Source organism: Cryobacterium sp. MDB2-A-1 (assembly GCF_004402675.1).
In the GTDB taxonomy this organism is placed as follows: Bacteria; Actinomycetota; Actinomycetes; order Actinomycetales; family Microbacteriaceae; genus Cryobacterium; species Cryobacterium glucosi.
In genome coordinates, this window is the sequence record NZ_SOFK01000009.1 from 41,137 (window position 1) to 55,421 (window position 14,285).

At 68.8% G+C, this 14,285-nt stretch carries 13 protein-coding genes; 1 reads left to right on the top strand and 12 read right to left on the bottom strand.

Going from position 1 to position 14,285, the window contains the following annotated elements; genetic code table 11:
* Nucleotides 1-38: 38 nt before the first annotated feature.
* On the top strand, nt 39-662 hold the full coding sequence (locus E3O39_RS00915) for a class I SAM-dependent methyltransferase (protein WP_134446963.1): 624 nt from the start codon (nt 39-41) through the stop codon (nt 660-662).
* Nucleotides 663-801: 139 nt separating this feature from the next.
* Here the strand turns inward: E3O39_RS00915 and dapF are convergent, their stop codons facing one another.
* From dapF to dapA, 12 genes are all read right to left on the bottom strand, one after another.
* Nucleotides 802-1,683 (bottom strand): diaminopimelate epimerase, encoded by an 882-nt coding sequence (gene dapF, locus E3O39_RS00920; RefSeq protein WP_134446962.1) that lies wholly within the window; start codon nt 1,681-1,683, stop codon nt 802-804.
* Nucleotides 1,684-1,747: 64 nt separating this feature from the next.
* Complete coding sequence (miaA, locus tag E3O39_RS00925; RefSeq protein ID WP_134446960.1) at nt 1,748-2,683, bottom strand: tRNA (adenosine(37)-N6)-dimethylallyltransferase MiaA; 936 nt, start codon at nt 2,681-2,683, stop codon at nt 1,748-1,750.
* Nucleotides 2,658-4,379, bottom strand: coding sequence for a tRNA (N6-isopentenyl adenosine(37)-C2)-methylthiotransferase MiaB (gene miaB, locus E3O39_RS00930; protein ID WP_134446958.1), 1,722 nt, complete (start codon nt 4,377-4,379; stop codon nt 2,658-2,660). The genes miaA and miaB overlap by 26 nt, the downstream gene beginning before the upstream one ends.
* Before the next feature lie 44 nt (nt 4,380-4,423).
* Nucleotides 4,424-5,128, bottom strand: coding sequence for a regulatory protein RecX (locus E3O39_RS00935; RefSeq protein ID WP_134446955.1), 705 nt, complete (start codon nt 5,126-5,128; stop codon nt 4,424-4,426).
* Between the two features lie 2 nt (nt 5,129-5,130).
* Nucleotides 5,131-6,282, bottom strand: a complete 1,152-nt coding sequence (gene recA, locus E3O39_RS00940) for a recombinase RecA (protein ID WP_134446953.1) — start codon at nt 6,280-6,282, stop codon at nt 5,131-5,133.
* A gap of 271 nt (nt 6,283-6,553) precedes the next feature.
* Nucleotides 6,554-6,775 (bottom strand): DUF3046 domain-containing protein, encoded by a 222-nt coding sequence (locus E3O39_RS00945; RefSeq protein ID WP_134446951.1) that lies wholly within the window; start codon nt 6,773-6,775, stop codon nt 6,554-6,556.
* A gap of 46 nt (nt 6,776-6,821) precedes the next feature.
* Nucleotides 6,822-7,130, bottom strand: coding sequence for a helix-turn-helix domain-containing protein (locus E3O39_RS00950; protein WP_134446949.1), 309 nt, complete (start codon nt 7,128-7,130; stop codon nt 6,822-6,824).
* A gap of 170 nt (nt 7,131-7,300) precedes the next feature.
* The gene (locus E3O39_RS00955; protein WP_134447028.1) at nt 7,301-7,813 is read right to left on the bottom strand and encodes a CinA family protein; all 513 of its coding nucleotides are present in this window, start codon (nt 7,811-7,813) and stop codon (nt 7,301-7,303) included.
* A gap of 69 nt (nt 7,814-7,882) precedes the next feature.
* The gene (pgsA, locus tag E3O39_RS00960; protein ID WP_134446947.1) at nt 7,883-8,482 is read right to left on the bottom strand and encodes a CDP-diacylglycerol--glycerol-3-phosphate 3-phosphatidyltransferase; all 600 of its coding nucleotides are present in this window, start codon (nt 8,480-8,482) and stop codon (nt 7,883-7,885) included.
* Between the two features lie 2 nt (nt 8,483-8,484).
* Nucleotides 8,485-11,481, bottom strand: a complete 2,997-nt coding sequence (locus E3O39_RS00965; RefSeq protein WP_134446945.1) for a DNA translocase FtsK — start codon at nt 11,479-11,481, stop codon at nt 8,485-8,487.
* 89 nt (nt 11,482-11,570) lie between these two features.
* Nucleotides 11,571-13,247, bottom strand: a complete 1,677-nt coding sequence (locus E3O39_RS00970) for a ribonuclease J (protein ID WP_134446943.1) — start codon at nt 13,245-13,247, stop codon at nt 11,571-11,573.
* Between the two features lie 28 nt (nt 13,248-13,275).
* The gene (gene dapA, locus E3O39_RS00975) at nt 13,276-14,253 is read right to left on the bottom strand and encodes a 4-hydroxy-tetrahydrodipicolinate synthase (RefSeq protein WP_134446941.1); all 978 of its coding nucleotides are present in this window, start codon (nt 14,251-14,253) and stop codon (nt 13,276-13,278) included.
* Nucleotides 14,254-14,285: the final 32 nt, after the last annotated feature.

Here is a 14,285-nt window from a genome sequence, read left to right on the forward strand (position 1 = left end):
TTTAACCTTACTTCCTCGAAGAGCGGTAGGTTCCCTCTATGCCCTCCGACCATTACTTCACCCCTGCCCCCGACAGCAAGCTCAGGCTGCAGCAGGTGACCGTGCACCTGGGCGGTCAGGCGCGGGAGGTCACGACCGCCAATTCGGTGTTCAGTCCCGACCACATCGACACGGGCACCAAGGTGCTCCTCGAGAACACGCCGGCGCCGCCGCCGGGGGGCGACTTCCTCGACCTCGGCTGCGGCTGGGGTCCGATCAGCTTCCACCTCGCGCTCGCTTCGCCGCGCGCCACGATCTGGGCGGTCGACGTCAACGAGCGCGCCCTCGACCTCGTACGGCTGAATGCCGAGAAGCTCGGGCTGACGAACATCACGGCCGTCACACCCGACCAGGTTCCCTCGCACGTGCAGTTCCGCACGATCTGGTCGAACCCGCCGATCCGGGTCGGCAAGAACGAGCTGCACAACCTGCTGAGTGGCTGGCTACCGCGCCTCGAACCCGATTCGGATGCCTGGCTCGTCGTGCAGCGCAACCTCGGCTCCGATTCCCTGCAGCGCTGGCTCGACGGCGAACTCCCGCACGACTTCGCGGTCTCCCGCTTCGCGATCAGCAAGGGCTTCCGGGTCCTCCGCGTCAAGCGCCACGGCGACCCCACCCTCTAACCGCGAGAGCGCTCCCCCGCTGAGCCCGCGCCCGCAAGGTTCCGCGAGAGCGGAGATATGGCCCTTTCGCGGACCGCGAAGGGGCCATATTCGTACTCTCGCGGCAGGGACGGGCGAAACCCCGACCTGGGGGCCTTGGTCAGTTGAGGCGGAAGACGCCGTCGTAGACGAGCTCGGCCGGCCCGGAGAGCGCGACGTGCTCGCCGTCCTCTGCAGGGAACATCCGCACGCCGAGCGTGCCGCCGGTCACCTCGACGCGCCACTGGTTCGGGGCTCCCGCGCCCGCCCAGTGCCGGGTCGCGAGGGCGGCCGCTGCGGCTCCCGTGCCGCAGGAGAGCGTCTCGCCGCTGCCGCGTTCGTGGACGCGCATCCGGATGTGTCCGACGCCGTCGACGACCAGGGGGTCGCCCGGCACCACGAATTCGACGTTGGCCCCGTCGGCCGGTTCGGGGTCGAGCTGCGGGATGTAGCCGAGGTCCGCGCTCTCGAGTTCACCGAGGTCCGCGAGGGCGACCACGACGTGCGGGTTGCCGACGTTGATCCCGAGACCGGGCCGGGCGACGGCGAGGTTCCTGGCACGGACGAGCGGTTCGCCGCCGTCGAGCCGCCAGCGGCCCAGGTCGACCTGGTAGCCCGCAGCGTTCCGCTGCACGTCACGGACGCCCGCGCGCGTTCCGACGACGAGGGTGTCCCCGCCGGGCACGTCGGCGAGGCCCTGTTCGGCGAGGAACCGGGCGTAGACACGGATGCCGTTGCCGCACATCTCGGAGAGCGTCCCGTCGGCGTTCCAGTAGTCCATGAACCACTCGGCCTGGTCGTCCTCCGCGAGGGCTGGGGCGCCGGCCTCGAGGCTGCGCGAGCGGACCGCGCGGATGATGCCGTCGGCGCCGATGCCGAAGCGGCGGTCGCAGATCGCGCGGATCTGCGCCGGGGTCAGCTCGATCTCCCCGTCCGGATCGGCGAACAACACGAAGTCGTTGCCCGTGCCCTGGCCCTTGGTGAAGTTGAGATCGATGCCCATCAGACCAGTGTAGGGAGCAGACCGGGCACCACAGACCCACACTCCCCGTCGAATCGGTTCCGGGTCAGAGGTGCGAGCGGGCAGCCTCGACGCGGTCGGGGGCGTCGTAGTCGATCCAGTGCGTGTCCTGTGAGCGCTTGAACCAGCTGACCTGCCTGCGCGCGTAGCGACGGGTGAGCTGTTGGGTCTGCTCGATCGCCTCGGCCTGGCTGAGCCGGCCGCTGAGCTGGCCGAGCGCCTGCGCGTAGCCGATGGCGCGGCTCGCGGTCACCCCGGTTTCGAGGCCGGCCGGGATGAGGCCCCGCACCTCGTCAAGGAGACCGCCGGCCCACATCCGGTCGACACGGGCATCGAGGCGCGCGGTGAGTTCCTCGCGCGGCGCCCTCAGGCCGAGGGTCACGGCCGGACGCCAGTACACGGGCTCCCCCGGTAGGGCGGCGAGGTGCGGCGCTCCGGTGAGTTCGACGACCTCGAGCGCGCGCACGAGGCGGCGGCCGTTGCTCGCGCCGATCCGGGAGGCGGCGCCGGGGTCGACGACCTTCAGGCGCGCATAGAGGACGCCGGGGCCCTGCTCGACCAGGTCGGCCTCGAGCCGGGCGCGCAGTACCGGGTCGGTCGCCGGGAACTGGAAGTCGAAGACCACGGAGGAGACGTAGAGCCCGGATCCGCCGACGAGGATGGGCACGGCCCCGCGGGCGGCGATGTCCTCGATCGACGAACGGGCCTCGGTCTGGTAACGGGCGACCGCGGCCTCGTCGGTCACGGCGAGCACGTCGAGCAGGTGGTGCGGGATCCCCCGCTGCTCGTCGGCTCCAAGCTTGGCGGTGCCGATGTCCATGCCGCGATAGAGCTGCATGGCGTCCGCGTTGACGATTTCGGCCGGGGTGCCCTCTGCCCTGAGGCTCTCGGCGAGGTCGAGCGAGAGCTCGCTCTTGCCGGTGCCGGTCGGTCCGACGATGACGACAAGCACCCGGTTAGCGCTCACCGTCGTCGACGGCATAGATCGGTACCGTCGAGCTGGCATTGACCGCCGGGATCCGGCCGGAAGCGGTCGGAACGGCGGGCACCGGAGCAGGGCCCTGGGCCGCGGCGGAGGCCGCAACAGGATGCGGCGTGGCAGAGTGCGGCGTGGCAGAGTGCGACGCGGCGTGCGGGGCCGCGGGACGAAGGCCGAGCGTGGGCATCCCGAGCGAGACGGAACCAGCAGCGGAGGTGCCGGCGTGGCTCGGCACGCCGCAGGCATCCGCCTCGGCACGGTCCCAGGCGTCGCCGGCCGTGGTCCGGCGGATGCGCAGCGGCGCCCCGTCCGGGGAGTCGGCGATGAGGTGGAACGGTGCGGCCTGGGTCACCGTCACCGTGACGAGGTCCCCGGGACGCGGGCGCTCCGAACCGTCCGGCACGTCGAAGTGCACGAGGCGGCTGTCGGGCGCACGCCCGCTCATCCGATGGGTGTCCGAGTCCTTGCGGCCCTCCCCGTTCGCGACGAGCAGTTCGAGCTCCCGGCCGATCACGGCCTGGTTCTCTTCCCACGAGATGCGTTCCTGAAGCACTGCGAGGCGCTCGTACCGATCCTGGACGATCTCCTTGGGCACCTGGTCGGCCATCTCCGCGGCCGGTGTGCCCGGGCGGATCGAGTACTGGAAGGTGAAGGCCGTCGCGAACCGTGCCCGTTCGACGACACGGAGGGTCTCCTGGAAGTCCTCCTCCGTCTCGCCGGGGAAGCCGACGATGATGTCGGTGCTGATCGCCGCATCGGGCATCCGCGCACGAACCCGGTCGAGGATTCCGAGGAAACGCTCGGATCGGTAGGACCGGCGCATGGCTTTGAGCACCCGGTCGGAACCGGACTGCAGCGGCATGTGCAACTGCGGCATCACGGCGGGAGTGTCGGCCATGGCCTCGATGACGTCGTCGGTGAACGCGGCGGGGTGCGGGCTCGTGAAGCGGATGCGCTCGAGTCCCTCGATCTTCCCGGCGGCGCGGAGAAGTTTGCCGAAGGCGAGGCGGTCGCCGAATTCGACGCCGTAGGAGTTGACGTTCTGGCCGAGCAGCGTGACCTCGATGGCTCCGTCGTCGACGAGGGCCTGGATCTCGGCGAGGATCTCGCCCGGCCGACGGTCCTTCTCCTTGCCACGCAGGGCGGGGACGATGCAGAAGGTGCAGGTGTTGTTGCAGCCGACGGAGATGGAGACCCAGCCGCTGTAGCTCGAGTCGCGCTTGGTCGGCAGTGTCGAGGGGAAGGTCTCGAGGGCGTCGAGGATCTCGAGCTGGGCCTCGCCGTTGTGCCGGGCGCGTTCGAGCAGGCTCGGCAGCGCACCCATGTTGTGGGTTCCGAAGACGACGTCGACCCACGGCGCCTTCCCAAGGATGACGTCCTTGTCCTTCTGGGCGAGGCAGCCGCCGACGGCGATCTGCATGCCCGCGTGGCGCCGTTTGATCGACGCGAGCTGGCCGAGGTTGCCGTAGAGCTTGTTGTCGGCGTTCTCGCGCACCGCGCAGGTGTTGAGGACGACGATGTCGGCTTCGGCCCCGTCGGCGGGAACGTACCCGGCCGCCTCGAGGGAACCGCGCAGCCGTTCGGAGTCGTGCACGTTCATCTGGCAGCCGAAGGTGCGCACCTCATAGGTGCGTGCCCGGCCGTCGTCGTCGCGGGCCGCCGGCGACGGGGCGATCAGGGTCTTCGTGCTCAGGGTCATAGTGACTCCAGTTTACGCGACCGCGCCGGACCTTCCCGATTCGGCTACTGGAACCGCACGCCGGACGAGCCGCCGCCGTTGCGCGAGTCGAGCGCGGCCTGGACCGCTTCGCGCACGACCGAGGACGGGTAACCCTTGCGCATCAGAAATGCATTGAGCCGGCGATCGATGGTGCGATCGTCGAGGCGGCCCAGCTGCTGCACGCGCTTGATCGCGACCTCGATGGCCCGTTCGGTCTCGTCGTCGGGCATGGCGTCGAGCGTCTCCGCGATGAGCTCCTTGTCGAGGCCGCGGCGGCGCATCTCGGCCTGGACGCCGGAGCGCCCAAGGCCCTTGCGCTCGTGCTGGCTGTAAACGATCTGCTCGGCGAGCTTCGCTTCGTCGAGATAGTCGAGGCGGATGAACCGTTCGACGATCTCTTCGATCTCGCTCTCCGGAAGGTCGAGTCCGACGAGCACGCCGCGGGCCTCGGAGATGGACAACGAGCGACCGCGAAGCCGCTGCAGGAGGACCTGCTCGGCGTGTTCGCTGTCCGGGTCGACGGCGTGGTCGAGGTCTCCGGTATCGACCGCACCCGAGGCGACCCCGCCGGAGTCAACCTCGGAGACGTCCCCGGCAGAGGAGGATGCCTGGGCGCCCGGCAGGTAGCTCACCGTCGCGAGAGTGCCCCGACGCTTGGCCGTGGCTCCGGTGGCCGCCGCGGCGGCCGGCTTGATGTCCGGCTCGGCCTTGGGTTCGAAGTGCACCATGCTTACGCGCCCTTCCGGGCGGCGAGCCTGGCCTGGGTGGTCTTCGGCTGAGTCACGTCGTCCCCTGCCGCCGCGCGGGCAGCGGTCGCGGCCTCCTTCGCGGCGAGCTCCGTCGCAGCTTCCGCGGCGGCGGCGGCCTTCTTGGCGGCTGCGCCTTCCGGCGAGATGCCGAGCTTGAAGAGGATCTTGCTCTCGATCTCGTTGGCCATGTCCGGGTTCTTCAGCAGGAAGTTCCGGGAGTTCTCCTTGCCCTGCCCGAGCTGGTCGCCGTCGTAGGTGTACCAGGCGCCGGACTTCTTCACGATTCCCTGTTCGACACCGAAGTCGATCAGGCTGCCCTCGCGGGAGATGCCGATGCCGTAGATGATGTCGAACTCGGCCTGCTTGAAGGGCGGCGCCATCTTGTTCTTGACGACCTTGACCCTGGTGCGGTTACCGACGGCTTCTGTGCCGTCCTTCAGGGTCTCGATCCGGCGGATGTCGAGGCGAACCGAGGCGTAGAACTTGAGTGCCTTGCCGCCCGCGGTGGTTTCCGGGCTGCCGAAGAAGACACCGATCTTCTCGCGGAGCTGGTTGATGAAGATCATCGTGGTGTTGGTCTGGCTGAGCCCGCCGGTGAGCTTGCGGAGGGCCTGCGACATCAGCCGGGCCTGGAGGCCGACATGGGAGTCGCCCATCTCGCCCTCGATCTCGGCGCGGGGCACGAGGGCGGCGACGGAGTCGATGACGATGAGGTCGATCGAGCCGCTGCGCACGAGCATGTCGGCGATTTCGAGCGCCTGCTCCCCCGTGTCGGGCTGGGAGACGAGGAGGGCATCGATGTCGACGCCGAGCTTCTTTGCGTAATCAGGGTCGAGCGCGTGCTCGGCGTCGATGAACGCGGCGATGCCGCCGCCCTTCTGGGCATTGGCGATGGCGTGCAGGGTGAGCGTGGTCTTACCGGAGGACTCCGGACCGTAGATCTCGACGATGCGCCCGCGCGGGAGCCCGCCGATGCCGAGGGCCACGTCCAGTGCGATCGAACCGGTGGAAATGGTTTCGACCGGTGCCCGGTCGTCGCTGCCGAGGCGCATGATCGAACCCTTGCCGAACTGGCGGTCGATCTGGGCGAGCGCGGTGTCGAGCGCCTTCTCGCGGTCTGCTGCTGATGCCATGGTGGGTCTCCTTCGGTCGTGCGTTTCGGCGCCTATAGGCTGTCGCGAAACACTCACCGGGAGGACCCCGGTGCGTGCTCTGGGACAAGGCATTCGCTGTCTGTCACTGACGAAGGCGACTGTACGCCGCACCCCCGACATTGATCGGGAAGCGCTACGACGGTGGACACTTCTGCACTGACTCCTGCTGGTGAGGAGCCTACCAAAGGTCGAACACGTATTCGAGCACCGACGCGCCGAAACGGGTGCGTCGTCGAAGTCCGGAGGAAGACTACGGGCGCGGCGCCGGCACCCCTGCGCCGAACCAACGGCTCTTGGGCACGTCGGTCTCCGCGCACAGCGCGAGCCAGACGTCGCGCGCCGGAACACCGCCGGCCAGGGCCTGGTCGGCGGTGTTCCCGAGCGAGGTGAGCACGAGGTCGCGGGTCAGCACACGACCGTACGACTCGCCGAATTCGTCTTTCAACGCCTGACGGAATTCACTGAGTCTCACGAAGCCACCTCAACGGCGGGGAAGGAGGGGATGGGGAAGGCCGGGGTCAACGAACCATCATGCCGGTGTCGTACGTCGCGACGAGCTCGTCGGGAACGGTGTCGGGGAAACGATCGATTCCCTCGATGACGGCGAGGCGGTCTCCCACCTCACGCATGATGACCGAGATCGGGGTGTCCAGCGCGTCAGCGACGGACGCCAGAATCTCGGATGACGCTTCCTTCTGGCCGCGCTCCACTTCGCTAAGGTAACCCAGGGCCACGCTGGCCTTGCTGGCGACCTGACGCAGTGTGCGCCCTTTCTGAAGTCGGAAGTCCCTGAGCACATCGCCGATTTCCTGTCGTACAAGAATCATCGGAACCTCCTTCTATTACTTATCAAGTGCAGCCTTATCAAGTAAAGCTACTTCGGTCATGCCGGTGGCGGATGGATAACAGTACTACATCCACCCGACTCCTGCAGACTACCCAGAACGACTGGGGTTTGCTTGTGAATATGTACTGTGTAACCCAGCGTTTACGCGAACTATTCCGTCGGTAACGTGGCTATCAGCCCACGCACAGCTTCGACGGCCGCCCGGACCGTTTTCGCCCGGATCGCGGCGCGGTCACCGGTGAGGGTGAGCAGGACCGCCGAGGATTCGGTTCCGATTGAGAGGCCGAGATAGACCGTCCCCGGTTGTCGGTCGCCCTGGGGGTCCGGACCGGCGACACCGGTCGTCGCGACCCCGATATCCGCGCCGCGGCCGCCGAGGGTGAGCCGCCTGCGCGCGCCCGCGGCCATCTGGCGCGCGACCTCCGGATCGACGGGGCCGTGCGCGGCGAGGAGTGCGGGGTCGACGCCGAGGAGGGTGTGCTTGAGTTCGGTCTGGTACGCAACGATGCCGCCGGCGACGACGACGGATGCCCCGGGGATCCTGATGAGTTCGGCCGCGAGTGCTCCCCCGGTCAGGGACTCGGCCACGGCGATGGTGAGGCCCCGGCTGGTGAGTTCGAAGATCAGGGCCGCGGTCGGATCATCCGCTTCGGTCGCATTCACCGTCACATCGGTCGGCTCGGGCACATCAGTCGGATCGGGCACATCGGTCGTATGGATGGTCACGGCAGGTCAGCCGTCGTGCCGGGACTGGCGCGAGACACGCCGGGCGGCGACGAGGTAGTCGATGCCGGTCGACACGGTCAGCACGAGCGCGACGGCCATGGCCGCGTAGTTGACCCAGTGGATCCAGTCGCCGAGCACGAGCCAGAGCGGCACGAGGAAGAGCGAGATCGCGACGGACTGCATGATCGTCTTGAGCTTGCCGCCGCGGGAGGCCGGGATGACCCGGTCGCGGAGCATCACGAAGCGGAACGCCGTGATGCCGAGCTCGCGGACCAGGATCACGATCGTGACCCACCACCACAGTTCGCCGAGGATCGAGAGGGCGACGAGCGCTCCCCCGGTGAGCACCTTGTCGGCGATCGGGTCGAGCAGCTTGCCGAGGTCGGTGACGAGGTTGTACTTGCGGGCGATCGCTCCATCGATCCCGTCGGTGGCGATCGCGAGGATGAACAGCACGGCGGCCGCCCAGCGCAGCGCGCCGTCCTGGCCGGCGTCGGCGAGCAGCATCCAGATGAACAGCGGGGCGAGCAGGATCCGCACGACCGTGATCAGGTTGGGCAGGTTCCAGTTGCTGGGGTGTGCGACGGGTTCGGATGCTGTGGCCATGATCAGTCCCTGCCGGTGAGGTTCCAGGCATCCTCGTCTGCTGACGACGCCTCTTCCTCAGGGTAGCCCTCGCTCATTTTCGCGACCGGGTCGCCGGCGTAGCGGGGGTCGGGCTGGGAATCGCGGCGGGCATCCGCCTCGTGGGCGGCGTTGGCCTGGCGGGCCGCCGTTGCGGCGTGGTGCTCATCGTCGGAACCGCGGAGCAGGGCGAGCACGCTCGGGAGCTGTTCGACGGTGACGAGCACGTCGCGGGCCTTCGACCCCTCGGACGGGCCGACGATCTCGCGGGACTCGAGCAGGTCCATCAGCCGGCCGGCCTTGGCGAAGCCGACGCGCAGCTTGCGCTGCAGCATCGAGGTCGAGCCGAACTGGGTCGACACGACGAGTTCGGCGGCGGCGAGGAGCACCTCGAGGTCGTCTCCGATGTCGGAGTCGATCTCCTTGCGCGGCGCCTCCATCGAGACGTCCGGCCGGTAGTCGGGGCGGGCCTGCTGGGTGACGTGCTTGACGACCCGTTCGATCTCCGCCTCGCTGACCCAGGCGCCCTGCACGCGGATGGCCTTGGATGCGCCCATCGGCAGGAAGAGCGCGTCGCCCTGGCCGATGAGCTTGTCCGCGCCCGGCTGGTCGAGGATGACCCGGGAGTCGGTGACGCTCGTCACCGCGAACGCGAGGCGGGACGGCACGTTGGCCTTGATCAGGCCGGTGACGACGTCGACGCTCGGACGCTGGGTGGCGAGCACGAGGTGGATGCCGGAGGCACGGGCGAGCTGCGTGATCCGCACGATCGAGTCTTCGACGTCGCGCGGGGCGACCATCATCAGGTCGGCGAGCTCGTCGACGACGACGAGGAGGTACGGGTACGGCTTGAGGGTGCGGGCGCTCCCGGCCGGAAGCACGATCTCGTTGCCGACGACGGCCTTGTTGAAGTCGTCGATGTGGCGGAAACCGAAGCTGGCCAGGTCGTCGTAGCGCATGTCCATCTCTTTGACGACCCACTGCAGCGCTTCGGCGGCCTTCTTCGGGCTCGTGATGATGGGCGTGATGAGGTGCGGCACGCCGGCGTATGCGGCGAGTTCGACCCGCTTCGGGTCGATCAGCACCATGCGCACGTCGCTCGGCTGGGCGCGCATCAACAGGCTCGTGATCATCGAGTTCACGAAGCTCGACTTACCGGAACCGGTCGAACCGGCGACGAGGAGGTGGGGCATCTTGGCGAGGTTGGCCACGACGAATCCGCCGCCGACGTCCTTGCCGACGCCGATGGTCATCGGGTGGGTGCTGTTCGTGGCCGCCGCCGAGCGGAGCACGTCGCCGAGGGTGACGATCTCGCGGTCGGTGTTCGGGATCTCGATGCCGATCGCGCTCTTGCCGGGGATCGGCGAGAGGATGCGCACCTCGTTGGACGCGACCGCGTACGAGAGGTTCTTGCTGAGGGCGGTGACCCGTTCGACCTTGACGCCGGGGCCGAGTTCGATCTCGTACTGGGTCACGGTCGGGCCGCGGGAGAACCCGGTCACCCGAGCGTCGACCTGGAACTGGGTGAGCACCTCGGTGATCGACGTGACGATGACGTCGTTCGCCGCCGAGCGCGCCTTCGCGGGAGGTCCGGCGGTCAGGGTCGTGTTCGACGGCAGCTCGTACGGCACGGCCGGGTGATCGCCGGTGTCCGGGTGCAGCGGATGCCCGTCCTCGCCGGGCACCGCACCGGTCGCCCCTGCGGCACCCAGGCCGTCGAGTCCCGGAAGCACCTCGGTGAGTCCCGCCGCCGCGGCCGAGCCTGGGCCGCCGGTCGCCTCGTCGTCGTGCAGGCCGAAGTCCGAGCCGCGCGGCACATCGATCTCGCCGGTGAAACGCTTGATGGCGTCCTCGGCGCGGAGCAGGTCCTCGAGTACCTCTGTGCCGTAGTGGTCGCCGCCGGAACCGCCGCCGGACAGCCCGACCGAGAACGGCGTGGCCGGTGTCGGCACCGGGGACCCGTCCGCGGGCGCGATGGCGCTGTCGAAGCCGCCTCGGCCGTCGCCGCCGAGAAGGGTGCTGAGGGGATCGTCGCCGGCCCCGGACGGGCCGTCGCCCGCCTTCGAACCGTGAGCGCCGGCATCCGACACGAGGGCGCCACCGAAGTCAGGGTCTTCCTCGCGCTTGCTGTTGTTGCGACGCCACCAGGGCAGGGCGCTGTTGCCGTCCGGCTCGCCGTCGAGTCCGTCGAGTTCGACCTGGGCGGTCTTCTCGGCGCGCTCGAGTTTCGCGGTCTTCGCCGCCGCGCGCTCGTCCTCCGTGGAGAGCTCCGCGCCGAACAGCCAGGCGTAGAGCTCGCGCGAACGCTGGCCGATCCGGTTCGGCGGGGTCTTCGTGATGATCAGCAGGCTCAGGGCGAGCAGCAGGATGATGATGGCGGTGGCGCCGATGGCCGTCGTGAGGGCGATCAGCGGGGCCGCGATCATCCAGCCGATGACGCCGCCGGAGAGGGCGAGCACGTTCATGCCCTGGGTGGGCGTCGGCTGGCCGCCGTAGACGTGGCAGAGCCCCGAGACGGAGACGAGCAGCAGGCTCAGGCCGATGCCGATGCGCCCGTTGTCGTGCACAGAACTGGGCTTGCGGAACAGCCAGATCGCGAAGACGAAGAGGATCACCGGCAGGGCGAACGCGACCCGGCCGAAGAGCCCGCCGAAGGTCCAGGCGTCGAAGTTGCGGGCGATCGCGTTGTCGATCAGGAACCATTCCACGACCGCGCCGGCCACGGCGAGCAGCACGAGGAAGAACGGCAGGCCGTCGCGGCGTTCCTCTTTGGAGAGCTTCTCCGGGCCGAGTGCGCGAGCGGCGGCGCCGGCGACATGGGCGAGGGCGAGCCAGGAGCGCACGAAGAGGCCGGGTTCGGTCTCCGCTGCGGCGAACTTGACCGTCTTCTGTGCTGTGGTGCGGGCAGCCGGCTTGCGCGCGGGCGTACCGCGGGCCGGCGTGGTGCGGGCGCGCCCGGTCGACTTAGTGCTCGTGGCCATGAAGTCCACGGTACCGCCGAGCCGCCGATTCCGCGTGAGCCCACGCGGTCCTGGTCGTGGCGCCGCACACGCGAGCGCCTCCGGCGACCCTAGGCCTCGATGACGAGCGGCACGATCATCGGGCGGCGGCGGAACGTGACGTTGACCCACCGGCCGACCGTGCGGCGCACGATCTGCTGCAGCGCGTGCGGGTCGCGGACCCCGTTCTCGGCGGCCTCGCCGAGGGCGGCGCGAATCTTGGGCAGCACCGCATCGAAGACAGAGTCGTCCTCCGCGAAGCCCTTCGCGTGGATCTCCGGGCCGACGATGACGTTGCCGGTCTTGGCGTCGACGACGATGATGATCGAGATGAAGCCCTCCTCTGCGAGGGTGCGCCGGTCCTTGAGGTCGGCCTCGGTGATCTCGCCGACGGTGGAGCCGTCGACGTAGACGTAGCCGAGGTCGAGCTGGCCGACCTTGCGTACGACGCCGTCCCTGAGGTCGAGCACGGTGCCGTCTTCGGCGAGGATGACGTTCTCCGGCGGCACCCCGGTCTCGGCGGCGAGCTTCGCGTTGGCGACGAGGTGCCGGTATTCGCCGTGCACCGGGAGCACGTTCTTGGGCTTCAGGATGTTGTAGCAGTAAGTGAGCTCGCCCGCGGCGGCGTGGCCGGAGACGTGGACCTTCGCGTTGCCCTTGTGCACGACGTTGGCACCGAGCTTGGTCAGGCCGTCGATGATGCGGTAGACCGCGTTCTCGTTGCCGGGGATGAGTGAGCTCGCGAGGATCACGGTGTCGCCGGGGCCGACCTCGACCTGATGGTCCTGGTTGACCATCCGCGCGAGCACGGCCATCGGTTCGCCCTGGGAGCCGGTCGACATGTAGACGATCTTGTCGTCGGGGATGCTGCCGGCCTTCTTGAAGTCGACGAGCACCCCTTCCGGCACGGTCAGGTAGCCGAGGTCGGCTGCGATGGTCATGTTGCGCACCATGGAGCGGCCGAGCAGGGCGACCCGGCGTCCGTTGGCGTGCGCGGCGTCGAGCACCTGCTGCACCCGGTGCACGTGGCTGGAGAAGCTCGCGACGATGACGCGGCGCGGAGCCCGGGCGATGACGTCGTCGAGGACGGGACCGATCAGCCGCTCCGAGGCGGTGAAGCCGGGGACATCCGCGTTGGTGGAGTCGACGAGGAAGAGGTCGACTCCCTCGGTGCCGAGCCTGGCGAACTCGCGCAGGTCGGTCAGCCGGTGGTCGAGAGGGAGCTGGTCCATCTTGAAGTCGCCGGTGTGCAGCACGGTGCCGCCCGCGGTCTTGATCGCGACGGCGAGGGCATCCGGGATGGAGTGGTTGACCGCGACGAACTCGAGGTTGAACGGGCCGAGCCGCTCGGTCTGCCCCTCGGCGACCTGGAGCGTGTACGGCACGATCCGGTGTTCCTTGAGCTTGGCTTCGATGAACGCGAGGGTGAGCCCCGAACCGATCAGGGGGATGTCCGCCCGCAGCTTGAGCAGGTACGGCACGGCGCCGATGTGGTCCTCGTGCCCGTGCGTCAGCACCACGCCGAGAATGTCATCGAGGCGGTCCCTGATCGGGCTGAAGTCGGGCAGGATCAGGTCTACGCCCGGCTGGTGCTCCTCGGGGAAGAGCACGCCGCAGTCGACGATCAGGATCTTGCCGTCGATCTCGAACGACGTCATGTTCCGGCCGATCTCGCCGAGGCCGCCGATCGGGATGATCCGGAGCGTTCCCGGTTCGAGTGTGGCCGGTTCGTAGACGTCGATGGGCATGGGCCCTCCTCGTGGTTCGGTGTGCTGGCTAGCGGGTGGTTCCGGCGATCTTGGGCAGGGCCCCGCCGGCGGCGGCATTGCGGTCCGGGCGGAAGTTGGAGAAGTCCACACCGGGGATGTTCTTGACGAGGTCGATCTCGTCCTCGATCTCGGCGGCTTCCCATTCCTCCGGGCCGACGAGGGGCAGCCGCACGCGGGGGCTCGTGATGCGCCCGAGGCCGTGCAGGATGTACTTGGCGGCGACGGTTCCGGGCACGTGGGTCATCACGGCGCGAACGAGCGGCTCGAGCTGCTTGTGTGCGGCGGTTGCGGTCTTGAGGTCGCCGGCGTTGACCGCGTCGACCATCTGCCGGTACGGGGTCGCCGCGATGTTCGCGGTCACGCCGATCAGTCCGGTCGCGCCGATCGACAGGTGCGGGAGCACGTTGGGGTCGTCGCCGGAGAAGTAGAGCAGGTCGGTCTGGTTGAGCACGCGGCTCACCTGGGCGAGGTCGCCCTTGGCGTCCTTGACGGCGAGGATGTTGGGGTGCTTCGCGGCGCGCAGCAGAGTCTCGTATGCGATCGCGACGCCGGTGCGGCCGGGGATGTCGTAGAGGATCACCGGCAGGTCGGTCGCGTCGGCGATCATGCGGAAGTGGGTGAGGATGCCGGCCTGGGTGGGCTTGTTGTAGTACGGGGTGACGATCATGTTGCCGTCGGCGCCGGCCTTCTCGCTCTGCCTGGCCAGCTGCATCGCGTGCGCGGTCTCGTTCGAGCCACCGCCCATGATGATCTTCGCGCGGCCGCCGGCGACGTCCTTGCCGACCTCGACGAGGCGCAGTTTCTCCGCGTCGGTGAGGGTCGAGGTCTCCCCCGTGGTGCCCGTGACGACGATGCCGTCGGCGCCCGCCGTGATCACGTCGTCGATGTGCTTCGCCACACCCGCCCAGTCGACCTCGCCGTCGGCGGTGAAGGGGGTTACCAGGGCGACGAGGACCTGGCCGAACGGATTCTCAGACATAGACACGTGGACAGGCTATCGCCTTGCCGACGGGACAT